Raw genomic sequence first — 22,170 nt, forward strand, 5'->3', positions numbered from 1 at the left:
CCCCCTTAATAACGGGGGGCAGAATAGCAGAAAGGGCAGGTACTATGCGACGGTCAGACGGTGCGGTTTATAGCGTTGCAGCTTATAAATCGTCGCGGCAGCAGCGACCAGCGCCGGAAGACTGAGGAACATCAGTATACTGTCAGCCTGCCATTGCAGGGATAGCAACTGGGCGCTCATCATGGTCCCGGCAACACCGCCAAAGCGGCCCACGCCCTGCATCCAGGCAATGCCCGTCGCGCGGCAGTGGGTAGGATAAAACGTGGCGGCCAGCGTCTGGAGTCCAGATTGCGCGCCGTTCATGGTAATTCCCATCAGGAAGATTAATGCCCCGAACAGGACGATGTGGTTGTTTTCAAACCCAAGCGCGAGGGCAAACAGCATCGTCAGGACAAAACCGAGAGAGACCACTTTGTGTGCTTCCCAACGATCCATCAGCCACCCGGCCAGCAGGATCCCCACCGTACCGCCGAACGTGAACAGCGACGTCAACCAGGCGGATTCCGCCAGTGGATAACCCATTCCCAGCATCAATGTTGGCATCCAGCTGAGCAGCACATAATAGATAACCAGCCCCATAAAGTAGGTCATCCAGAGCATCAGCGTGCCCGGTAACCACGGCATGCTGAAGAGTTGCGCCACGCTCCCTTTTTGGGTCGCGACGCGCTCTTCATCCAGATAAAACTGGGTAACCTGCTCCAGATTCCCCGACATAAAACGTTGGGCAATACGTTTGACGTGTGAAACCTCTTTACCACGGTGAACGAGATACTTCACCGATTCTGGCAGAAACAGTACCAACAGTACGGTGAGCACCAGCGGTGCGATCGCACCGGCAAGCAGTACACTGTGCCAGCCGTAGTTAGGAATGAGCCAGGAGGAGATCACGCCACCTCCTGCTGCGCCAAGAGGAAAGCCACAGTACATGGTGTTAATGGCCATTGAGCGGCAGCGCTTAGGCGCAAATTCTGAAACCAGAGTGATGGCGTTAGGCATTGCTGCACCCAGCCCGAGCCCGGTGAGAAACCGCCAGAACGTTAACATATTCAGCGTCTGGGCATACGCCGTTCCCAGACTGGCGAGACCAAAGAACAGGCAGGAAAAGACCAGCACGCGCTTACGACCCATACGATCCGAAATCGGCCCGGCCAGCAGTGCGCCAAATGAGAGCCCCAACAGTGCAGCACTTAATACCGGCCCAAGATCCTGTTTTCTGATGCCCCAGTCGGCTGAGAGCGTGGGGGCAATATAGCCCATCGCCGCCGTATCGAAGCCGTCAATGGCCAGAATGAGGAAACCCAGGACAATAATGACCCAGTGAAAGCGCGAAAAAGGACTGTCATCTATCGCCTGCTGGATATTCACTTTTCCGGTATAAACCATGTCGCCCTCGCCCGTTATGATTGTCGATGTTGTGTTGTTCTTGTATTAGCTTGTCTATACATTTGACAGCGGAATAAAAACTTGTCAAATATATTGGTCATAACTGTTAACCAATCGTTAATTTTACATAAAAAAGGGTCGGGCTGAAAAACAGACCGACCCTATAGCGGCAGAGGTTATGCGAGGTCAGGATCAGGCGGCATCGCCACGGGCAAGCGGAGCCAGCGCGGCGGGTAGACTCTTGCCCAGCTCCTGCACCAGAGAATCACGGCTGATTTCGTTAATGGATTTCGCGCCGGTCAGCGTCATAGCAACCTTCATCTCTTTCTCGATCAGATTCAGCAGATTGGCCACCCCGGCCTGACCCGCTGTTGCCAGCGCGTACAGATATGCACGGCCCAACAGGACGGTATCAGCGCCCAGCGCAATCATACGCACCACGTCCAGCCCGTTGCGGATGCCGCTGTCCGCCAGAATGGCGATGTCACCTTTCACCGCGTCGGCAATGGCGGGCAGGGCGCGCGCGGAAGAGAGTACGCCGTCCAACTGACGACCTCCGTGGTTAGAGACCACAATCCCATCGGCACCAAAACGAACCGCGTCGCGGGCGTCTTCTGGATCGAGGATCCCTTTGATCACCATCGGACCGTCCCAGAATTCCCGGATCCACTCAAGGTCCTTCCATGAAATGGACGGATCAAAGTTGTTTGCCAGCCAGCCGATGTAATCTTCCAGCCCGGTCGGTTTGCCGAGGTAAGTGGAGATATTGCCGAGATCGTGCGGACGACCGTTCAGGCCGACGTCCCAGGCCCACTGCGGATGGGTAACCGCCTGCCAGTAGCGGCGCAGTGCGGCGTTCGGGCCGCTCATTCCGGAGTGGGCATCACGATAGCGTGCGCCCGGTGTTGGCATATCGACCGTGAAGACCAGCGTTGAGCAGCCCGCCGCTTTTGCGCGTTCCAGCGCGTTACGCATGAACCCACGGTCACGCAGAACATACAACTGGAACCACATCGGACGGTTAATGGTTGGCGCGACTTCTTCAATCGGGCACACGGAGACGGTGGAAAGGGTAAACGGGATCCCTTTCGCATCGGCTGCCGCAGCGGCCTGCACTTCACCGCGACGGGCATACATGCCGCACAAGCCGACCGGCGCCAGCGCTACCGGCATCGACAGTTTTTCGTTAAACAGCGTGGTTTCCAGGCTTAAGTCAGACATGTTTTTCAGCACGCGCTGGCGTAGCGCCACGTCCGATAAGTCTTCCACATTACGACGCAGGGTGTGTTCCGCATACGCTCCGCCATCGATGTAGTGGAACAGGAATGGGGGCAGAATGCGCTGGGCTGCGGCGCGATAATCGCTGGCGGCTGAAATAATCATGCTTTGTTCTCCCTGGAATTTTCATTGTGGTCACCGGGCAGGCGGGTAATTCGCGCCTGGCGGGCCTGGTCTTCATCGAATTGTTTAATGGTGGTATGGACGAAACTGAGGTGTGCCATCATCGCCTTACGTGCGCCGTCGGCGTCGCCCGCGAGAATGGCATCTAATACGGCCTGATGTTGCTCCGTCAGCCGGGAAAAGACGGGTGGAACAAGATACATGCGCTGTCGGCTCTGCTTCACCGATGAATGCAGCACGTCGAAGAACCCGCGCATCGTCTGTAACAGCACCACGTTGTGCGAGGCTTCGGCGATAGCCAGATGAAAACGGACGTCGGCCTGTGAGGCGAGATCCGGATCTTCGCTGAGCGTGGCGTCAAAGCAGAGTTTGATTTTCTCTTTGTCGGCGGCGGTGGCGCGCATCGCCGCATGCCAGGCCGTGCTGGCTTCGATGGCGTGCCGGGCCTCGAGGATATCGAAACTGTAATCCGGGTCGTCGGCCATCAGGGTTTTCAGCGGCTGAACGATGTTTTGTTCAGACCACTCTTCATGCTGCCAGCGGACAAACGTGCCGCCGCCGCGACGGCTGAGCAGCACGCCTTCACTGACGAGCTTCGCCAGCGCTTCGCGCAGCGAGTTGCGCGAGACGCCAAGCTGTATCGCCAGCTGGCGCTCGGCGGGCAGTTTCATGCCCGCTTCCAGCTGTTGTTCTTCAATCAGCGCCCGCACACGAGAGGCAATCTCGTCCGACAGGCGTCTGGGCATCACTATCATGGAATCATCCAGGTTAAGACGTAAGCCTGAAGCGTGGTGATCACGCCCACCATGCAGGTGAAAATCAGGCTGTGTTTGACGGTAAAACGGAACAGATCCGACTCTTTGCCGACCAGTCCGACCGCCGCACAGGCGATAGCGATAGACTGCGGCGAAATCATCTTGCCGGTGACGCCACCGGTGGTATTTGCCGCCACCATCAGTACATCGGACACGCCGATTTGCTGTGCGGCGGTGGCCTGCAGGGCGGCAAACAGCGCGTTAGAAGAGGTATCTGAACCGGTCAGGAACACCCCCAGCCAGCCGAGGAACGGCGAGAAGAAGGTAAAGGCGCTGCCCGTGTGCGCCAGCGCTAACGCCAGCGTCGAGGAAAGCCCGGAATAGTTGGAGATAAATGCAAAGGCCAGCACCATCCCGATGGAGTAGATGGGCAGCGCCAGTTCCTTCAGCGTGCTGCCGAATGTCTGAATGGCGGTGGAAGGCTTCATCTTCAGCCAGACGATGGACAGCAGCGCAGCGAACAGGATTGCGGTGCCGGTCGCGGAGAACCAGTCAAATTTATACACGGCCGCGTAGGCGGTGGCTTCGTGGACCACCGGTGGCATGCGGGCAATCAGTTTGTCGAGGAACGGGACCGGTATGTTAATCACCCAGTCGTACAGCGCGCCACCGGGGGCGAACAGGGCTTTAAACGGCGGAACACTCCAGAGGGTCACGGTGGCCGTCAGGAACAGGAACGGCGACCAGGCGCGAACGACCTGTCCGGCGGTATAGTTCGTACGTGCCAGCGTCTGATCGACCTGCGATGCGCCCATGTCGCCAAAGCGGAAGATGCGAACCGGCTGCCAGCGTTTCAGGAACAAGGTCAGACAGACCAGCGATACCAGCGAGGAGATGATGTCCGGCAGTTCCGGACCGATAAAGTTTGAACTGAGGTACTGGGCGATAGCAAACGAACCACCCGCCACCATGACGGCAGGCCACGTCTCTTTCACGCCGCGCCAGCCGTCCATAATCGCCATGATCCAGAACAGCACGATAATCGTCAGGAACGGTAACTGACGACCGACCATCTGGCCGATTTCAAAGCTGTCCAGCCCGGTAACCTGACCGGCGACCAGAATCGGGATCCCCATTGCGCCAAACGCCACGGGTGCGGTATTGACAATCAGGCACAGTCCGGCGGCATACAACGGGTTAAACCCAAGGCCCACCAGCAGTGCGGCGGTGATGGCGACCGGCGCACCAAATCCTGCCGCCCCTTCGAGGAATGCGCCAAAGCAGAACCCGACAATCAGCATCTGCAAACGTTGGTCAGGGGAGATCGACAATATCGATGAGCGGATGATGTCGAACTGCCCGGTTTTCACCGAGATTTTGTAGACAAACACAGCGGCAATGATGATCCAGGCAATGGGCCACAGACCGTAGAAGAAACCGTACACCACCGAGGCCAGCGCGCGATCGACCGGCATTTTGTAGAACAGCAACGCCACGGCCAGCGCAATAACTACCGTCCACGAGGCGGCAACATAGCCTTTCAGCTTGAGCTTAATCAGTGCGAAAAAGAAGAACAGAATCGGGAGCGATGCGACCAGACTGGAAAGCCAGATGTTACCAGCCGGATCGTAGTTTTGTTGCCAGAGATTCATTGCAGGTCTCCTGAGGGCCACACGCACAATGCAATGAGTCTGTGCTCATCTCGTCGTCACATTATGTGTAAAAGTGGTCCTGCCAATATTGTTGTGTAGGGATAATGACAACGAATGGTTAATCAAATGTTATTTATTGGCAACAGTAGTGTAGGTTCAAATTAATGAATTGTGAACCAGTGGTCGTAACAACTGGGGATTGGTAGGGCCAATTGGAGGGACCGGACAGCGGACGCGCTGCCCGGTAGAAAATCAGAACTCGGTCTTTGCGAAGCCGGTCATCTCTTTCAGGCCCATTTCGCGACCTAAAGCGGTCATCGGGTGAACCACCACCAGACCCCGCACGCTTTTCTTCAGCTTGCCCATATCGGCCTGCTCTTTTTTGGTGATCGCACGGCGGTACGGCAGGTCCATCAGTTTCTGCGCTTCTTTGCTCAGTTTCTGACTATGAACATCACGCAGGCGGGCGATTTCCGCTTCCAGCGTGGCTTTCTCTTTTTCCAGCTCAGCGTATTTATCGGCAGCGTCAACCAGTGACAGATCGGCTTGCTGGTGGCGGATGGCGTCAAGGCGATCGCTCAGACGTTTGATTTCGTTTTTTTCGACTTCTTTCATGGGATGGCTTCTGATAGAAATAAGGTGAATAGCCTATAGTATGCGCGCAGAGCGGGTTTATTCACAACTAATGGGATGAGAATAATCAAATGCCGCGAGTATTCATTTGCTAACTATTTTTCTAATGGACTGATTAATTAAGAATTTTAGACGATAACAGGATCATGTAAGAGATAATTTGCCGCCGATGGATTAAGCACGTTTTCCTTAATATCATGACGCGGGCGATCCTACACTAAAATTGACCGCTGCGTTGAAGCACAGCGGGAACGTATGGAGGATGTAACATGGCGAAAATAGGTGAGAATGTTCCGCTTCTGATTGATAAAGCTGTGGATTTTATGGCCTCAAGTCAGGCGTTTAAAGAGTATCTGAATAAAATGCCTGAGCGTGACGACGTTCCGAGCGAAGTGCCTGCAGAAAATGCGCAGATGTACCTGCAACGGCTGAAATATTACCGGCGCTTGTATCAGCCAGTGCAGGAAAAAGAGTAGCAGGCAGGGAGAGGCTTACTTCTGGAAGGCTTTTTTTAAGCTGATTTTAGAAATCAGCTCAGTCAGGGAGAGAACCATCGTCGAGCGCACCGCTTGCTGGTAGCGCTGGATTTGCATCGCATACAAGCTGGGGTCGGCTGCATCAAACTGTGGCGGCGGCGGCAACGCGACGACGCAATGGAGTTCTGCGAACGGTCCGAGAATTTCATCATCCGTAAAGGCATACTCATTGCCGTCATGATTCATCTCTTCACGCATCGCCATCAGCAGTTCTGCATCTTCATACTCAGGACGACTCAGTACGCCCAGACCGTAGATCAGTTTCAGACGCACAGACAGATCGCCCAGCGGTCCGTCGCCGTCGAGTAACGGTTCTACAGCGTACTTCACTGCGTAGTCATCTTTGCGAAACACCTGAAGCACCAGAATATTTACCGCCTCGGTAAGTAACTCCACGGCGGTGATCAGGAAGCTCCGTACGGTTTTGCCAGCATTCAGACGCTCAAGCACACGATTTTCAAAGGCCTGGGTTTGTTCCATTATTGCCTGCATATCTGACAATCTATTAATCAGGCGCAGGGGCTCCTGCGCCAGTTCCAGCAGCATTACTTTGCGTTATATGCGCTAACGGCCTCGGCAACGACATCACTGTTGATATCCAGTCCGGAAATCTGCGCAAGCGCAGCCTGTGGGCCTTTATCGGCGATCAGCGCGGCCAGTTCCTGCGCCTGCGGATCGTCTTCGCTACGGAAGTGCATCGCGGCAGCGATCCCTTTGACCAGGTTAGCGTGCGGCAGATGGTATTCCAGCGTACCCAGCAGCGGCTTGATCAAACGGTCGCCCGCGCTCAGTTTACGCAGCGGCTGGCGGCCAACGCGCTCAACGTCATCTTTCAGATACGGGTTTTCAAAACGACCGAGGATTTTCTGAATGTATGCCGCATGTTTCTCGGCATCAAAACCGTAGCGTTTGATCAGCACCGCGCCGCTCTCTTCCATCGCCCCTTTGACCACTGCGCGGATTTTCTCGTCGAGAATCGCGTCACGGATGGTCTGATGACCGGTCAATTTTCCGAGGTACGCGGTTATAGCATGCCCGGTGTTCAGCGTGAAGAGTTTACGTTCGACAAATGCCATCAGGTTATCAGTTAATTCCATTCCCGGGATGTTCGGCAACTCGCCTTTGAACTGGGTCTGGTCGACGATCCACTCGCTGAAGGTTTCGACGGTCACTTCCAGCGGATCGTGGGTGGCAGAGGCTGAAGGCGGCACGATGCGGTCAACGGCGGAATCCACGAAACCAACATGGGCGTCAACCCAGGCTTTGTCGTCTTCTGCCAGTGCGTTCATCACATGGCCTTTCAGTTGGGTGGTGCCCCGTACCATGTTTTCACAGGCGATGATATTCAGCGGGGTGGTGATCCCTTGCGCTTTGCGTTTGACCAGGCCTTTGGCGATGGCCGGGGCGATGCGCTCCAGCACGACCGGGCCCACGGCGGTGGTGACCAGGTCAACCTGCGCGATCAGCTCAACAACCTCATCGCCAATGCTGCTTACTGCGTTGACGCCGCTTACGGTATCCACCTGTTCATTTTCACCCACGACATGAACCTGATAGCTATGACGGGCATTCAGGGCGTCGAGCACGACCTGATTTACATCAGCGAATGTCAGTTGTATCCCCGCGTCCGCCAGCAGTTTGCCGATAAAGCCACGACCGATATTACCTGCGCCAAAATGTAATGCTTTCATAGTATTAACCTTCATTAATGTTTTTACCCGAGAGGGCTGGGGTGAGGGAGGAGGCCCTCACCCAAACCCTCTCCACAAGGGAGAGGATCTTGTAGGCCCGATAAGCGTAGCGCCATCGGGCTACGGGGTTTACTTACGACCCGCCAGCAGCGCCAGCACTTCATCCACGCTGGTGGTGTTCGCCAGGCGTTCGATGACAGATTCGTCATCCAGCGCGTTAGTCAGGCTGGTAATGACCTGAATGTGCTCGTTGTTACGGGCCGCGATACCAATCACCAGACGGGCGATGTCGTCTTCTTCTTCACCGAAGCGAACGCCTTGCGGGTACTGGCAGAACACGACGCCGGTTTTCAGTACGCGGTCTTTCGCTTCCACCGTGCCGTGCGGAACGGCGATAGACTCACCCAGATAGGTTGGGGTCAGTTTTTCACGTTCCAACATCGCATCGACATATTCTGGCTCAACATAGCCACCTTTCACCAGTTGCTCACCGGCGAAGCGAATCGCTTCTTCTTTGGTCGTCGCGGTGCGACCGAGGAAGATGTTCTCCGCGCTCAGTTTGAACAGGTTGTTATCCCCTTCATCGAAGCTGTCTTTCAGGCTATCACGGACTTTTACTTCGTTGTCAGTGTGGCGCTGAGCGGCAACCAGACGCTCGGTCAGGCTGGTGTACAGGCCGCTGTCGAGGAAGTTAGTCAGCGAAATATGCTGCGCCTGCGGGACCTGACGCATCGCACGTTCGGTCAGATCGCGGTGGGTGATGACCAGGTCAACATCCGGCGGCAGGTTGTTAATTGCGCTGTTGGTGACAGAGATCTGGCTCAGACCTGCATCCTGCACTTTCTTACGCAGTACGCCGGCACCCATTGCGCTGGAACCCATACCGGCATCACAGGCTACGATGATTTTACGGACGTGGCTCAGGTCGTTGGTGACATCGCCAGCAGACAGCGGAGTACCGCCTTTGGATTCTGTTTTCATGTCCTGCATACGACGAGTTGCGGCTTCAATATCGTCATCTTCTTTCACTTTGCTGGTTTTCAGCAGAATGGCAGAGATAACAAAGGAAACCGCCATTGCCGCACAGATTGCCGCGATGTTAGCGAAGTAAGCCCCTTTTGGCGTCATCGCCAGCACGGCCAGGATAGAACCAGGAGACGCCGGAGAAACCAGACCACCGTTCAGGATAGTCAGCGTGAACACGCCAGTCATACCGCCGAGGATAACGGCGAGGATCAGACGCGGGTTCATCAGCACATACGGGAAGTAAATTTCGTGGATACCCCCCAGGAAGTGAATGATTGCCGCACCGCCCGCAGACTGTTTAGCACTACCGCGACCAAAGAACATGTACGCCAGCAGAACCCCCATCCCCGGACCCGGGTTGGCTTCAATCAGGAAGAAGATGGATTTACCCATCTCATGGGACTGCTGAATACCCAGCGGTGAGAAGATACCGTGGTTAATGGCGTTGTTCAGGAACAGGATTTTCGCGGGTTCAACGAAGATAGACGCCAGCGGCAGCATGTCATGGACAACCATGAAGTTAACGCCCGCTGCCAGTATTTTTGACAGAACTTCAACCGCCGGCCCAATGCCGAGGAATGCCAGAATGGCGAGGATCATACCGATGATGCCAGCGGAGAAGTTATTCACCAGCATCTCAAAACCGGATTTGATCTTACCGTCTACCCAGCTATCGAAATGTTTGATTGCCCAGCCGCCCAGCGGACCGGCGATCATCGCACCGAGGAACATCGGCATGTCTGCGCCGACGATAACGCCCATGGTGGTGATTGCACCCACCACGCCGCCACGGTCGCCGCCCACCAGTCTACCGCCGGTGAAACCTATCAGCAGCGGCAGGAGATAAGTGATCATTGGACCGACCAGCTTCGCCAGCGTTTCGTTTGGCAACCACCCTGTCGGAATAAATAGTGCGGTGATAATACCCCACGCGATAAACGCGCCGATATTTGGCATCACCATATTGCTGAGGAATCGACCAAAGCTTTGCACCTTGATCTTAATATCGGATGACATAAAAACACCCCTTCTTATGTGTTTGCTGACGCGCAGGCTGGAAGCCCGAGGTTTTGTTAATGTAGCGGCAGAGGTAGCCGGACCCTGTAGATACTGCGAAATCTGGCACTGAATCGGTAAACTGTCCAGTCAGCGACCTTTGTTGTGATTTGTGTCACACAAATATAGGGGGTAGGGAGGTAATTGATGTGATGTGAATCACAAAATATCTGTGTAGAAAAACAACAAACCTCGGTTTTAACCCATTATTGACATTAATTTGTGATGGAGGTCACGTTTTGTCTTTGGCGATTTGTTGAATGTTTGTGATCTTAATCACAAGAAATTTTCGTCCGGCTTTGTTCCGATGTGATCCTGAGCAGATTCTTCTCGCCGTCAGATCGTCGGATGTCATTAAGTAACCATTCAGCGTGAAAAATAGTCTTTGGCGTGATGGCGAAAATGCAGAACTCGAATTATGTTCAAATCATCAGCCAGTTTGCTTTCGGCTGCCTGCAATTAATATTCTGATTAGCGTGAAGCCGGGGCAGATATGTTTCTAAATTATTTCGCGTTGGGTGTGCTGATCTTTGTCTTTCTGGTGATTTTTTACGGCGTTATTGCCATCCATGATATCCCCTATCTAATTGCGAAGAAACGTAACCACCCGCATGCCGATGCTATTCATACTGCAGGTTGGGTGAGCCTGTTTACGCTCCATGTGATCTGGCCGTTTTTGTGGATTTGGGCAACCCTCTACCAGCCAGAACGCGGTTGGGGCATGCAGTCACACGCTACGCCTGCAGGGCAGGAGACCGATCCGGAGATTGCGGCGTTATCCGCGCGTATTACACAACTCGAAAAAAAGCTGGCCGGGGTTAAAACGGCTGATGAGACGACGTTTCCGGAGATCTGACCATGGATCTATTGATTGTATTAACCTATGTGGCACTGGCGTGGGCGGTCTTCAAACTCTTTCGCATTCCGGTGAATCAATGGACTCTGGCAACGGCAGCATTAGGCGGCGTATTTCTGGTAAGCGGTCTGATCCTGTTAATGAACTATAACCACCCGTACACTTTTACTGCGCAAAAAGCCGTTATTTCCATTCCCATTACGCCGCAGGTTACCGGGATTGTCAGCGAGGTTACCGATAAAAATAACCAACTGATTAAAAAGGGGGAAGTGCTGTTTAAACTTGACCCCGTTCGCTATCAGGCGCGCGTGGACAGGCTACAGGCCGATCTGGTCACCGCAACGCACAATATCCAGACGCTGAAAGCCCAACTGACCGAAGCGCAGGCCAATACGACGCGCGTTTCTGCCGAGCGCGATCGATTGTATAAAGATTATCAGCGTTACCTGAAAGGCAGTCAGGCACGGGTGAACCCCTTCTCGGAAAGCGATATTGATACGGCGCGGCAAAACTATCTGGCGCAGGATGCGCTGGTAAAAGGTTCCGTTGCTGAGCAGGCGCAAATCCAAAGCCAACTGGACAGCATGGTCAACGGTGAACAGTCGCAAATTGTCAGCCTGCGGGCACAGTTGGCAGAGGCTAAATATAACCTTGATCAGACCATTATTCGTGCTCCCAGCAACGGTTACGTTACCCAGGTGCTGATCCGACCCGGTACTTACGCCGCTGCGCTGCCATTGCGTCCGGTGATGGTCTTTATCCCTGAACAAAAACGGCAAATTGTCGCTCAGTTCCGGCAAAATTCACTGCTTCGCCTTGAACCGGGCGATGACGCGGAGGTGGTGTTTAACGCGCTGCCCGGGCAGGTTTTTCACGGTAAGTTGACCAGCATATTGCCCGTGGTGCCGGGCGGTTCGTATCAGGCTCAGGGCGCACTACAGTCCCTGACGGTGGTACCCGGGACCGATGGCGTCCTGGCGACGATTGAACTGGATCCAAATACCGATGTGGATGCGTTGCCCGACGGTATCTACGCACAGGTGGCGGTCTATTCCGACCATTTCGCCCATGTTTCGGTGATGCGTAAAGTGTTGCTGCGTATGACCAGTTGGATGCACTACCTTTATTTGGATCATTGAGAACTCTGTCACCTGCCTTTTCCCGCTGCGTGAGCCATACTCATTGTTTTGTGTTGGCGAAAAGGACCGAGCATGAAACTCATTGGTAGCTACACCAGCCCGTTTGTACGTAAGATTTCGATCCTGCTGCTGGAAAAAGGCATCACTTTCGAATTTGTTAATGAACTGCCCTACAATGCGGAAAACGGTGTAGCGCAGTACAACCCGCTAGGAAAAGTCCCGGCGCTGGTGACTGACGATGGAGAGTACTGGTTCGATTCGCCGATTATCGCGGAATACATTGAACTGCTGAATATTGCGCCAGCGATGTTGCCTCGCGAACCGCTGGCCTCGCTGAAAGTCCGACAACTTGAGTCGCTGGCCGATGGGATAATGGACGCCGGTCTGGTGTCGGTACGAGAACAGGCGCGTCCTGCCGCGCAGCAATCGGAAACCGAACTGTTGCGCCAGCGCGAGAAAATCAACCGCAGTCTGGATGCGCTGGAAGGGTACCTGGTGGACGGGACGATTAAACCTGACACGGTCAATCTGGCGACTATTGCGATTGCCTGCGCGGTGGGCTATCTCAATTTCCGCCGCGTCTCGCCGGGCTGGTGTGTGAACAGGCCCCATCTGGTCAAGCTGGTGGAGACGCTGTTCCAGCGTGAAAGTTTTGCCCGAACTGAACCGCCAAAGGCTTAACGCCTATTCGCCAAAGGCTTGATACGTATTATGTCCGTCTGAGCAATCTCACGTTACAATCCCCTCTATGTCGATATCCCTCTCCGTTGCGGAGAGGGCCACCAACAGCCAGGCCTATTCATGACGATCGAAACGCGTTCGCTCTACAGTCAACTCCCCGCCATTGATCGCTTATTGCGTGAAAGTGAATTTCTTACCCTCCGAGAGACTCACGGGCATACCCGTGTCGTTGATCTGCTCCGCCAACTGCTTGATGAAGCGAGAGAGGTGATTCGCGATACGCAAGCGTTGCCTGCATGGTGCGAAGACTGGGCGCAGGAAGTGAACGTCCGGCTGGAAAAAGAGGCCGAGAGTGCGCTGCGTCCGGTTATCAACCTGACGGGCACGGTGTTGCATACTAATCTGGGGCGCGCCTTACAGGCCGAAGAGGCCGTCGCGGCTGTCGCGCAGGCCATGCGCTCGGCGGTAACGCTGGAGTATGACCTGGACGGCGCGGGACGCGGGCATCGCGACCGCGCGCTGGCAGAATTGCTGTGCCGCATCACCGGTGCGGAAGATGCCTGTATTGTGAATAACAACGCGGCGGCGGTGCTGCTGATGCTGGCCGCCTCCGCTGCCGGTAAAGAGGTGGTGGTCTCACGCGGTGAGCTGGTGGAGATTGGCGGCGCGTTTCGTATCCCGGATGTGATGCGTCAGGCGGGTTGCACACTGCATGAAGTCGGAACCACCAACCGGACGCATGCCGACGACTATCGTCAGGCGGTGAATGAAAACACCGCGCTGCTGATGAAGGTGCATACCAGTAATTACAGCATTGAAGGCTTCACCCACACTGTTGATGAATCGGAACTGGCCCAAATCGGCCAGACGCTGGATATTCCGGTCGTGGCCGATCTCGGCAGCGGTTCATTGGTCGATTTGAGTCAGTACGGTCTGCCGAAAGAGCCGATGCCGCAACAGCTGATCGCCGCAGGCGTCAGCCTGGTGAGTTTCTCGGGCGATAAGCTGTTGGGCGGTCCACAGGCTGGGATCATCGTCGGTAAGAAAGAGATGATTGCACGATTGCAGAGCCATCCGCTTAAACGCGCGCTGCGGGCGGATAAAATGACCCTTGCGGCACTGGAAGCGACGTTGCGTCTGTATCTGCACCCGGAAGCGCTGGCCGAGAAGCTGCCGACGCTGCGCCTGTTAACCCGAAGCAAAGACGCGATTCTGGCTCAGGCGGAGCGGCTTCTGGCCCCGTTAACCGCGCACTACGACGCCGAGTTTGCGGTGAAGGTACTGCCCTGCCTGTCGCAAATCGGCAGTGGCTCTTTGCCGGTTGATAGACTCCCCAGCGCGGCATTAACCTTTACACCACATGACGGTCGCGGAAGCCGTCTTGAAGCCCTGGCGACCCGCTGGCGTGAGCTGCCGGTTCCGGTCATCGGCCGGATTTACGAAGGTCGCCTGTGGCTGGATTTACGCTGTCTTGAAGATGAGACCCGGTTTATGGAGATGTTGTTGAAATGATTATTGCGACCGCCGGACATGTCGACCATGGGAAAACGACGCTGCTGCAGGCCATTACCGGCGTGAATGCCGACCGCCTGCCGGAAGAGAAAAAGCGCGGAATGACTATCGATCTGGGCTATGCCTACTGGCCGCAGCCGGACGGGCGCGTGCTGGGGTTTATCGATGTCCCCGGTCACGAGAAATTTCTCTCAAACATGCTGGCGGGCGTGGGCGGTATCGATCATGCGTTGCTGGTCGTCGCCTGCGACGATGGCGTGATGGCGCAAACGCGTGAACACCTGGCGATTCTACAACTGACCGGGAATCCAACGCTGACAGTGGCGTTGACCAAAGCCGATCGTGTGGATGACGCGCGGGTGCTGGAGGTTCAGCAGCAGGTGCAGGATGTCCTGCGCGAGTATGGCTTTGCACAGGCGATGTTATTTGTGACGGCCGCCAATGAAGGCCGTGGGATTGACGCGTTGCGCGAGCATTTGCTGCAACTTCCCGCCCGCAAACACGCCAGGGATCAGACGTTCCGACTGGCTATCGACCGCGCCTTTACCGTAAAAGGTGCCGGGTTGGTGGTGACCGGCACCGCACTGAGCGGCGAAGTGAACGTCGGGGATACGTTGTGGCTGACCGGCGTGAATACGTCTATGCGTGTGCGCGGACTTCACGCGCAAAACCAGGCGAGCGAGCATGCCCATGCCGGGCAGCGCATCGCGTTGAATATCGCTGGCGATGCCGAAAAAGAACAGCTTAACCGTGGTGACTGGTTGCTTTCAGACGCTCCACCTGAACCGTTTACGCGGGTGATTGTGGCGCTGGAAAGTCACGTTCCACTCACGCAGTGGCAGCCGCTACACATTCACCATGCGGCCAGCCATGTGACCGGGCGCGTATCGCTGCTGGAAGATAATCTGGCGGAACTGGTATTTGATACACCGCTGCTGTTGGCTGATAACGACCGCCTGGTGCTGCGCGATATCTCCGCGCGCGCGACGCTAGCCGGGGCGCGGGTGGTCACTCTCAATCCGCCACGTCGCGGCAAACGTAAACCGGAATATCTGCAATGGCTGGCAACGCTGGCGGCGGCGAAAGATGACGGTGCCGCACTGGCTGTGCATCTGCAACGCGGGGCGGTAAATTTGCCCGACTTTGCGTGGGCACGCCAGTTGAATGGCGACGGCATGCGCTCACTCATTCACCTGCATGGTTTTATTCAGGCGGGTTACAGCCTGCTGAATGCGGAGGTCGCCGCGCGCTGGCAGCGCAAAATTCTCGACACGCTGGCGACTTATCATGAACAGCATCGCGATGAGCCAGGTCCGGGGCGTGAACGCCTGCGCCGCATGGCGCTGCCGATGGAAGATGAAGCGCTGGTGCTGTTGCTGATTGAGCAAATGCGCGACAGCGGTGATATTCACAGCCACCACGGCTGGCTGCACCTGCCGGATCACAAGGCCGGATTTACTGACGAACAGCAGACTATCTGGCTTAAGACCGCGCCGTTATTTGGTGACGAACCCTGGTGGGTCCGCGATCTCGCCCGCGAAACCGCCACCGATGAGCAAACGATGCGTCTGGTGTTGCGTCAGGCAGCACAGCAGGGGATGATTACGGCGATCGTAAAAGATCGTTACTACCGTAACGATCGCATTGTGGCTTTCGCCAGCATGATCCGCGAACTGGATCTGGAGAAAGGCTCAACCTGCGCAGCCGATTTTCGCGATCGGTTGGGCGTAGGGCGAAAACTGGCGATTCAAATTCTGGAATACTTCGACCGTATTGGTTTTACTCGTCGCCGTGGAAACGATCATCTATTACGTGATGCGTTATTATTTCCGGAAAAGGGATAATACAATTTATTTAAAATAAGAATGAATTGATACAATAAATAGTTTGAAACGAAAAGAGCCCATTAATTTGTAGCCTAATGTGCTCTTTTATTTTTTCATTAAATAAATGACCGCTGCGATCATATTTTATCCCGAGATTCGTTCGTATGCTGCAATTCCTTCTGAAACTATTAAGGATTGAGCATATGGCCGCTTCAACATTTTATATTCCTTCCGTGAATATAATAGGGGCTGATTCATTAAAAGATGCAATGAATACAATGACGGAATATGGCTTTCGTCGGACGTTAATTGTCACGGACAGCGTGCTGATGCAGCTAGGCATGGCGGGTCATATTCAAAAGGCATTGCAGGAACATGATATTTTCAGCGTCATTTTTGATGGCACACATCCTAATCCGACGACAATAAACGTCGCCGACGGCCTGAAGATCCTGAAAGAAAATGACTGCGATAGCGTTATTTCGCTGGGTGGCGGTTCCCCACATGATTGTGCCAAAGGGATTGCGCTGGTGGCCGCGAATGGGGGAGATATCCGCGATTATGAAGGTGTTGATCGCTCGGCAAAACCGCAGTTGCCGATGATTGCGATTAACACCACGGCAGGAACTGCGTCTGAAATGACGCGGTTCTGCATTATCACTGACGTCGATCGTCACATCAAAATGGCGATAGTGGATAAACACGTCACGCCGTTGCTGTCGGTGAATGACTCTTTGCTGATGGTCGGCATGCCGAAATCGTTGACGGCGGCGACCGGCATGGATGCACTGACTCATGCGATCGAAGCGTATGTCTCGGTGGCCGCCACGCCGATCACCGATGCCTGTGCGCTGAAAGCGGTGACCATGATTTCTGACAATCTGAGCATCGCGGTGGAATCGGGCGGCAATGTACATGCGCGCGAAGCGATGGCCTATGCGCAGTTCCTGGCGGGTATGGCCTTCAATAACGCGTCATTAGGCTACGTCCACGCGATGGCACACCAGTTAGGCGGTTTCTATGACCTGCCGCACGGCGTGTGTAATGCCGTTTTGCTGCCACACGTTCAGGTGTTCAACAGTCAGGTGGCCGCCGCGCGGCTGCGTGACTGCGCGACAGCAATGGGCGTGCATGTCGCGGGGATGAACGACGCCGAAGGCGCTCAAGCCTGTATCGATGCGATCCGCGCGCTGGCGCGGCAGGTCAATATCCCGGCAGGCCTGCGTGACCTGGGCGTGAAAGAAGAGGATATTCCGGTGCTGGCGACCAATGCGCTGAAAGATGCCTGCGGTCTGACCAACCCAATTCAGGCCACTCACGACGAGATCATGGCTATCTATCGTGCGGCGATGTAATTCGTTTATCTGATTATCTGGCTTGCCGATCGGACTGGATTTGCAAGCCGGATAACGTGACCACAGTCGTAAAGCTATCACGACCTGGCGAGAAAATCGCCAGCGCCGACTACCCTTGTTATACCCCTGTAGCAAGGAGACGATCATGACCAATAATCCCCCCCGTATTCAACCCGGCGAGTATGGTTTTCCCCTGAAGTTAAAGGCCCGTTACGACAACTTTATCGGTGGCGGCTGGGTTGCCCCGAGTGATGGCGAGTATTACCAGAACCTGACGCCCGTTACCGGGCAACTGCTATGCGAAGTGGCTTCTTCCGGTAAAAGGGACATTGACCTGGCGCTTGACGCGGCTCACAAGGTGAAAGACAAGTGGGCGCATACTTCTGTTCAGGAGCGGGCAGCGATTCTGTTCAAAATTGCTGACCGCATGGAGCAGAATCTCGAACTGCTGGCGACGGCGGAGACCTGGGATAACGGTAAACCGATCCGTGAAACCAGCGCAGCGGATGTCCCGCTGGCGATCGACCACTTCCGCTATTTCGCCTCCTGTATTCGTGCCCAGGAGGGCGGGATCAGCGAAGTGGATAGCGATACGGTGGCTTATCACTTCCACGAACCGCTCGGTGTGGTTGGGCAAATTATCCCGTGGAACTTCCCCTTATTGATGGCGAGCTGGAAGATGGCGCCCGCGCTGGCGGCAGGTAACTGCGTGGTGCTCAAGCCCGCACGCCTGACGCCGCTGTCCGTTTTACTGTTGATGGAAGTGATTGGCGATCTCCTTCCCCCCGGCGTGGTGAACGTGGTGAACGGCGCTGGCGGTGAGATTGGTGAGTATCTGGCGACCTCGAAACGCATTGCCAAAGTGGCATTCACCGGCTCAACGGAAGTCGGGCAGCAGATCATGCAGTATGCCACGCAGAATATCATCCCGGTCACCCTGGAGTTGGGCGGGAAATCGCCAAACATCTTCTTCGCCGACGTGATGGACGAAGAAGATGCCTTCTTCGATAAGGCGCTGGAAGGCTTTGCGCTCTTTGCCTTTAACCAGGGCGAGGTCTGCACCTGCCCGAGTCGCGCACTGGTACAGGAATCCATCTATGAACGATTTATGGAGCGCGCTATTCGCCGCGTAGAAAGCATCCGCAGCGGTAACCCGCTGGATAGCGTGACGCAAATGGGGGCGCAGGTCTCTCATGGACAGATGGAAACCATCCTGAATTACATTGATATCGGCAAGAAAGAGGGGGCGGATGTCCTGACTGGCGGACGGCGTAAGCAGCTTGAAGGTGACCTGAAAGACGGCTATTACCTCGAACCGACGATCCTGTTTGGTAAGAACAATATGCGCGTGTTCCAGGAGGAGATCTTTGGCCCGGTACTGGCGGTCACAACGTTCAAAACAATGGACGAGGCGCTGGAGTTAGCCAACGATACCCAGTACGGTCTTGGCGCGGGCGTCTGGAGCCGTAATGGTAATCTGGCGTATAAAATGGGACGCGGCATTCAGGCAGGACGCGTGTGGACCAACTGCTACCATGCTTATCCGGCCCACGCGGCCTTTGGTGGCTATAAGCAGTCTGGGATCGGACGCGAAACCCACAAAATGATGCTGGAACACTATCAGCAGACGAAATGCTTGCTGGTGAGTTACTCCGATAAACCGCTGGGACTTTTTTAACTGACGGCGTTATGCCCGATGACGCTTTGCTTGTCGGGCATGACGATTAATCCATCACCTTCACCTGTAACGGACGGAAACGGCTGTAAACCCACAGTCCCAGGCACGCAATCGACCCGATGAAAACGGTAAACAGTACCGTGATAAACACGCCGCTGAACAGCGCGGCAGGAATAGCCAGCAAACCGTGTACGGGTTGATCGTTCCATTTCACCAGGTCGAAGCCAAAGAGACTCAGAACACCGCAAACAAAACTGAAAGATATCATCGGGATACCAAGGCCAATGAGTAATAACCGGTAGATGATGGCAGCGTTGATGCGCTTGAGGCTAACGGTGGATGAGGCTTCCGCGTTGTTCATTTTTGTTCCTGTTGTATTAGTGTTAAAACATAATAAACTGCGACTTGCCTAAAAAACAATACACTAAAAAATGTACAGTATATAAAAAACCATATGTCGATATATAAATATGAGAATTGCATGGCATCTGGTCATTCCACTATCATTCTTAAACCCTTTTATTTTTGACTATATCCTCTGGGGGGAATATGTTTCTTGATTATTTTGCACTTGGGGTGCTTATTTTTGTATTCCTGGTTGTTTTCTACGGAATTATTATTTTGCATGATATTCCTTATTTAATTGCAAAAAAACGCAATCATCCTCATGCCGATGCCATTCATGTCGCAGGGTGGGTGAGTTTGTTTACATTACACGTTATCTGGCCTTTCTTGTGGATTTGGGCCACGCTATATCGTCCGGAGCGCGGGTGGGGAATGCAAAGCACTGAGCCTGGCGTTGTGCAACTCCAGGAACGTATTGCCGGACTGGAAAAACAACTGGCTGACCTGAAATCCTCCACTGCCGGGTATTAATTATGGATTTACTGATTATCCTGACCTATGTGGCTTTCGCATGGGCGATTTTTAAGATCTTCAAAATTCCCGCCAATAAATGGACGATCCCGACAGCGGCGCTGGGTGGGATATTTATTGTCAGCGGCTTAATCTTATTAATGAATTATAACCACCCCTATACGTTTAACGCGCAAAAAGCGGTGGTGTCTATTCCTGTTGTTCCGCAGGTCACCGGCGTGGTGATTGACGTGACGGACAAGAAAAATACGCTGATTAAAAAAGGTGAGGTGTTGTTCAGGCTTGATCCCACGCGCTATCAGGCCCGGGTGGATCGTCTGTTGGCGGATATTGTGACGGCGCAGCATAAGCAGCATGCGTTGGGTGCAGAACTGGATGAAATGGCCGCTAATACGCAGCAGGCAAAAGCCACGCGGGACAAGTTTGCGAAAGAGTATCAACGCTATGCGCAGGGGAGCCAGGCGAAGGTGAATCCGTTTTCTGAGAGAGATATTGATGTTGCGCGGCAGAACTATCTGGCGCAAGAAGCCTCGGTGAAATCGTCAACGGCGGAGCAACAGCAGATTCAAAGCCAGTTAGACAGCCAGGTGTTGGGTGAGCATTCGCAAATCGCCAGTCTGAAAGCGCAGCTGGCCGAGGCGGAATATAACCTTGCACAGACCATCGTCCGCGCGCCGAGTGATGGCTATGTGACCCAAGTGCTGATTCGCCCGGGAACCTATGCAGCCTCGTTGCCCCTGCGCCCGGTGATGGTGTTTATTCCTGCTCAGAAGCGGCAAATTGTCGCACAATTCCGCCAGAACTCGCTGCTGCGACTGGCGCCAGGCGATGAAGCGGAAGTGGTGTTTAATGCCTTACCGGGCAAAGTATTCAGCGGTAAGTTGGCTGCGATAAGCCCTGTGGTGCCGGGCGGGACGTACCAGGCTGGCGGGACGTTGCAGTCGTTGAATACGGTGCCGGGATCGGAAGGCGTCATTGCGACGATTGAGTTGAACGAACATGCTGATTTAAGCGCATTACCGGATGGGATCTATGCGCAGGTAGCGGTCTACTCCGACCATTTCAGCCATGTCTCTGTCATGCGTAAAGTACTGTTACGTATGACCAGTTGGGTACATTACCTCTATCTCGACCATTAATTGTCGTTGACGGATGCTTGCTCGGGCCGCAACAAGTGCGCTTGAGCAAGTTGGTTGCGTATTTCACGCAGTATCTCATCAAGTACATACTGCACTCGCCAGGGCTGGTACTCCCGCTTTCGGAAGATCGCAACCAGGTCCAGCCACCACTCATTTTGTGCAGGAAAGCAAGGTACCAGCGTACCGGCCTGGAGATCGCCTTGTACGCTTTTATCAGGGGCAAAGACAATGCCCAGATGATTACGCGCCAGTTCCAGCGCCGACTGGGTGTTGTCACAAACGTAATTTCCCGTGACGCGATAATCACGAATCTCTTTACTTCCGGTGACGTTAAACCGCCAGATATTAGCGTCATCAATCATCATGGAATCAATCAGAATACAGGAATGATGCTCAAGATCGTCAGGTTGATGAATGGGATGCATCTCAAGATAAGTGGGGCTGGCGAAAGCGGTTACTGCATATTTGGTGATAAAGCTGGCAACCAGCGATTCGTCCTTGGGATGGGCATAGGTAATTAACACATCACAGTCATCAGGGAATTCAACGCCTTCAAAAAAGGCTTTCCGCTCAAGATTACACGTTTTCAGCGACAAAGTGATGTCGCCAATATCGTTGATTTGCGCAATGACGTGTTTAGACAAGTAAGCGATAATGCCTGTCGGCGCGTACACCGTTACCCGTCCCCGCTTTTCGTGCTTATAATCAGCAATGAAATGGTTAAGCTGCTCGTTTCTGTCGAGCATGTCATTAATGTAGGGCAGTAGCGCCACGCCAAAAGGCGTCAAGGTGAGTTGCCGGGTCGTCCTGTCAAAGACCTTAAGACCGATTTTTGATTCAAAATCAGCAAGATACTTGCTGACATTGGCCTGTGCGATGCCAAGCACGGTAGCAGCATGGCTGATGTTTTCACTGGCAGCTATTACCGAAATGATCTTTAACTCCCGGTGCTTGAGTTGTAATTTATTCATCGCA

20 protein-coding genes are annotated in these 22,170 nt (G+C 54.3%); 10 read left to right on the top strand and 10 right to left on the bottom strand.

Annotated features, from left to right (window positions below; translation table 11 throughout):
• Positions 1 to 42 precede the first annotated feature (42 nt).
• The 5 genes from ACERJC_RS15690 to ACERJC_RS15710 form a co-directional block, all read right to left on the bottom strand.
• Positions 43 to 1,383 carry an MFS transporter gene (locus tag ACERJC_RS15690; protein ID WP_178824876.1) on the bottom strand — a complete coding sequence of 447 codons (1,341 nt, stop codon included), beginning with the start codon at positions 1,381 to 1,383 and terminating at the stop codon, positions 43 to 45.
• 192 nt (positions 1,384 to 1,575) lie between these two features.
• Positions 1,576 to 2,766 (bottom strand): quinone-dependent L-lactate dehydrogenase, encoded by a 1,191-nt coding sequence (gene lldD, locus ACERJC_RS15695; protein WP_373672036.1) that lies wholly within the window; start codon positions 2,764 to 2,766, stop codon positions 1,576 to 1,578.
• Complete coding sequence (gene lldR, locus ACERJC_RS15700) at positions 2,763 to 3,539, bottom strand: transcriptional regulator LldR (protein WP_152400591.1); 777 nt, start codon at positions 3,537 to 3,539, stop codon at positions 2,763 to 2,765. The genes lldD and lldR overlap by 4 nt, the downstream gene beginning before the upstream one ends.
• Positions 3,536 to 5,191, bottom strand: coding sequence for an L-lactate permease (gene lldP, locus ACERJC_RS15705; protein ID WP_178826934.1), 1,656 nt, complete (start codon positions 5,189 to 5,191; stop codon positions 3,536 to 3,538). Before lldP ends, lldR begins: the two co-directional genes overlap by 4 nt.
• Positions 5,192 to 5,443: 252 nt before the next feature.
• Positions 5,444 to 5,806, bottom strand: coding sequence for a YibL family ribosome-associated protein (locus ACERJC_RS15710; RefSeq protein ID WP_152400587.1), 363 nt, complete (start codon positions 5,804 to 5,806; stop codon positions 5,444 to 5,446).
• A gap of 287 nt (positions 5,807 to 6,093) precedes the next feature.
• Between ACERJC_RS15710 and ACERJC_RS15715 the strand changes: the two genes are divergently transcribed.
• Positions 6,094 to 6,300, top strand: coding sequence for a hypothetical protein (locus ACERJC_RS15715; RefSeq protein ID WP_152400585.1), 207 nt, complete (start codon positions 6,094 to 6,096; stop codon positions 6,298 to 6,300).
• A 15-nt stretch (positions 6,301 to 6,315) separates the two neighbouring features.
• On the opposite strand, the gene mtlR is transcribed toward ACERJC_RS15715, so the two are convergent.
• The 3 genes from mtlR to mtlA all read right to left on the bottom strand — a co-directional run bounded on the left by mtlR (position 6,316) and on the right by mtlA (position 10,094).
• Positions 6,316 to 6,906, bottom strand: a complete 591-nt coding sequence (gene mtlR / locus ACERJC_RS15720; RefSeq protein WP_152400583.1) for a mannitol operon repressor MtlR — start codon at positions 6,904 to 6,906, stop codon at positions 6,316 to 6,318.
• On the bottom strand, positions 6,906 to 8,051 hold the full coding sequence (gene mtlD, locus ACERJC_RS15725; RefSeq protein WP_152400581.1) for a mannitol-1-phosphate 5-dehydrogenase: 1,146 nt from the start codon (positions 8,049 to 8,051) through the stop codon (positions 6,906 to 6,908). The genes mtlR and mtlD overlap by 1 nt, the downstream gene beginning before the upstream one ends.
• 129 nt (positions 8,052 to 8,180) lie before the next feature.
• Entirely contained in the window at positions 8,181 to 10,094 is a 1,914-nt protein-coding gene (gene mtlA / locus ACERJC_RS15730) for a PTS mannitol transporter subunit IICBA (RefSeq protein WP_373672037.1), read from the bottom strand.
• 532 nt (positions 10,095 to 10,626) lie between these two features.
• Here mtlA and ACERJC_RS15735 point away from each other — a divergent pair.
• The 7 genes from ACERJC_RS15735 to aldB all read left to right on the top strand — a co-directional run bounded on the left by ACERJC_RS15735 (position 10,627) and on the right by aldB (position 19,180).
• Entirely contained in the window at positions 10,627 to 10,989 is a 363-nt protein-coding gene (locus tag ACERJC_RS15735; RefSeq protein WP_152400576.1) for a DUF3302 domain-containing protein, read from the top strand.
• A gap of 2 nt (positions 10,990 to 10,991) precedes the next feature.
• Positions 10,992 to 12,128, top strand: coding sequence for an HlyD family secretion protein (locus ACERJC_RS15740; RefSeq protein ID WP_373672038.1), 1,137 nt, complete (start codon positions 10,992 to 10,994; stop codon positions 12,126 to 12,128).
• 72 nt (positions 12,129 to 12,200) lie between these two features.
• Entirely contained in the window at positions 12,201 to 12,809 is a 609-nt protein-coding gene (locus ACERJC_RS15745; RefSeq protein WP_178824759.1) for a glutathione S-transferase, read from the top strand.
• 120 nt (positions 12,810 to 12,929) lie between these two features.
• The gene (gene selA, locus ACERJC_RS15750) at positions 12,930 to 14,321 is read left to right on the top strand and encodes an L-seryl-tRNA(Sec) selenium transferase (protein WP_286631955.1); all 1,392 of its coding nucleotides are present in this window, start codon (positions 12,930 to 12,932) and stop codon (positions 14,319 to 14,321) included.
• Positions 14,318 to 16,165 carry a selenocysteine-specific translation elongation factor gene (gene selB, locus ACERJC_RS15755; RefSeq protein WP_373672039.1) on the top strand — a complete coding sequence of 616 codons (1,848 nt, stop codon included), beginning with the start codon at positions 14,318 to 14,320 and terminating at the stop codon, positions 16,163 to 16,165. The genes selA and selB overlap by 4 nt, the downstream gene beginning before the upstream one ends.
• A gap of 185 nt (positions 16,166 to 16,350) precedes the next feature.
• On the top strand, positions 16,351 to 17,502 hold the full coding sequence (yiaY, locus tag ACERJC_RS15760; protein WP_373672040.1) for an L-threonine dehydrogenase: 1,152 nt from the start codon (positions 16,351 to 16,353) through the stop codon (positions 17,500 to 17,502).
• 145 nt (positions 17,503 to 17,647) lie between these two features.
• A complete protein-coding gene (aldB, locus tag ACERJC_RS15765; RefSeq protein WP_373672041.1) occupies positions 17,648 to 19,180 on the top strand; it encodes an aldehyde dehydrogenase AldB in 1,533 nt (510 codons plus the stop codon).
• Between the two features lie 46 nt (positions 19,181 to 19,226).
• On the opposite strand, the gene ACERJC_RS15770 is transcribed toward aldB, so the two are convergent.
• The gene (locus ACERJC_RS15770) at positions 19,227 to 19,541 is read right to left on the bottom strand and encodes a hypothetical protein (protein ID WP_152400561.1); all 315 of its coding nucleotides are present in this window, start codon (positions 19,539 to 19,541) and stop codon (positions 19,227 to 19,229) included.
• Between the two features lie 188 nt (positions 19,542 to 19,729).
• Between ACERJC_RS15770 and ACERJC_RS15775 the strand changes: the two genes are divergently transcribed.
• Both ACERJC_RS15775 and ACERJC_RS15780 read left to right on the top strand, forming a co-directional pair.
• The gene (locus ACERJC_RS15775) at positions 19,730 to 20,056 is read left to right on the top strand and encodes a DUF3302 domain-containing protein (protein ID WP_152400559.1); all 327 of its coding nucleotides are present in this window, start codon (positions 19,730 to 19,732) and stop codon (positions 20,054 to 20,056) included.
• Positions 20,057 to 20,058: 2 nt separating this feature from the next.
• Positions 20,059 to 21,195, top strand: a complete 1,137-nt coding sequence (locus ACERJC_RS15780; RefSeq protein WP_178828533.1) for an HlyD family secretion protein — start codon at positions 20,059 to 20,061, stop codon at positions 21,193 to 21,195.
• Here the strand turns inward: ACERJC_RS15780 and ACERJC_RS15785 are convergent.
• Positions 21,192 to 22,166 carry a LysR family transcriptional regulator gene (locus ACERJC_RS15785; RefSeq protein ID WP_371895520.1) on the bottom strand — a complete coding sequence of 325 codons (975 nt, stop codon included), beginning with the start codon at positions 22,164 to 22,166 and terminating at the stop codon, positions 21,192 to 21,194. The genes ACERJC_RS15780 and ACERJC_RS15785 overlap by 4 nt on opposite strands.
• Positions 22,167 to 22,170: the final 4 nt, after the last annotated feature.

It is taken from the genome of Citrobacter telavivensis (assembly GCF_041807075.1).
Classification (GTDB): domain Bacteria; phylum Pseudomonadota; class Gammaproteobacteria; order Enterobacterales; family Enterobacteriaceae; genus Citrobacter_A; species Citrobacter_A telavivensis.

Excerpts from the sequence above, each read along its gene's own strand:
- ACERJC_RS15690 (WP_178824876.1), bottom strand. The coding sequence starts at position 1,383 with ATGGTTTATACCGGAAAAGTGAATATCCAGCAGGCGATAGATGACAGT.
- lldD (WP_373672036.1), bottom strand. The coding sequence starts at position 2,766 with ATGATTATTTCAGCCGCCAGCGATTATCGCGCCGCAGCCCAGCGCATT.
- lldR (WP_152400591.1), bottom strand. The coding sequence starts at position 3,539 with ATGATAGTGATGCCCAGACGCCTGTCGGACGAGATTGCCTCTCGTGTG.
- lldP (WP_178826934.1), bottom strand. The coding sequence starts at position 5,191 with ATGAATCTCTGGCAACAAAACTACGATCCGGCTGGTAACATCTGGCTT.
- ACERJC_RS15710 (WP_152400587.1), bottom strand. The coding sequence starts at position 5,806 with ATGAAAGAAGTCGAAAAAAACGAAATCAAACGTCTGAGCGATCGCCTT.
- ACERJC_RS15715 (WP_152400585.1), top strand. The coding sequence starts at position 6,094 with ATGGCGAAAATAGGTGAGAATGTTCCGCTTCTGATTGATAAAGCTGTG.
- mtlR (WP_152400583.1), bottom strand. The coding sequence starts at position 6,906 with ATGCTGCTGGAACTGGCGCAGGAGCCCCTGCGCCTGATTAATAGATTG.
- mtlD (WP_152400581.1), bottom strand. The coding sequence starts at position 8,051 with ATGAAAGCATTACATTTTGGCGCAGGTAATATCGGTCGTGGCTTTATC.
- mtlA (WP_373672037.1), bottom strand. The coding sequence starts at position 10,094 with ATGTCATCCGATATTAAGATCAAGGTGCAAAGCTTTGGTCGATTCCTC.
- ACERJC_RS15735 (WP_152400576.1), top strand. The coding sequence starts at position 10,627 with ATGTTTCTAAATTATTTCGCGTTGGGTGTGCTGATCTTTGTCTTTCTG.
- ACERJC_RS15740 (WP_373672038.1), top strand. The coding sequence starts at position 10,992 with ATGGATCTATTGATTGTATTAACCTATGTGGCACTGGCGTGGGCGGTC.
- ACERJC_RS15745 (WP_178824759.1), top strand. The coding sequence starts at position 12,201 with ATGAAACTCATTGGTAGCTACACCAGCCCGTTTGTACGTAAGATTTCG.
- selA (WP_286631955.1), top strand. The coding sequence starts at position 12,930 with ATGACGATCGAAACGCGTTCGCTCTACAGTCAACTCCCCGCCATTGAT.
- selB (WP_373672039.1), top strand. The coding sequence starts at position 14,318 with ATGATTATTGCGACCGCCGGACATGTCGACCATGGGAAAACGACGCTG.
- yiaY (WP_373672040.1), top strand. The coding sequence starts at position 16,351 with ATGGCCGCTTCAACATTTTATATTCCTTCCGTGAATATAATAGGGGCT.
- aldB (WP_373672041.1), top strand. The coding sequence starts at position 17,648 with ATGACCAATAATCCCCCCCGTATTCAACCCGGCGAGTATGGTTTTCCC.
- ACERJC_RS15770 (WP_152400561.1), bottom strand. The coding sequence starts at position 19,541 with ATGAACAACGCGGAAGCCTCATCCACCGTTAGCCTCAAGCGCATCAAC.
- ACERJC_RS15775 (WP_152400559.1), top strand. The coding sequence starts at position 19,730 with ATGTTTCTTGATTATTTTGCACTTGGGGTGCTTATTTTTGTATTCCTG.
- ACERJC_RS15780 (WP_178828533.1), top strand. The coding sequence starts at position 20,059 with ATGGATTTACTGATTATCCTGACCTATGTGGCTTTCGCATGGGCGATT.
- ACERJC_RS15785 (WP_371895520.1), bottom strand. The coding sequence starts at position 22,166 with ATGAATAAATTACAACTCAAGCACCGGGAGTTAAAGATCATTTCGGTA.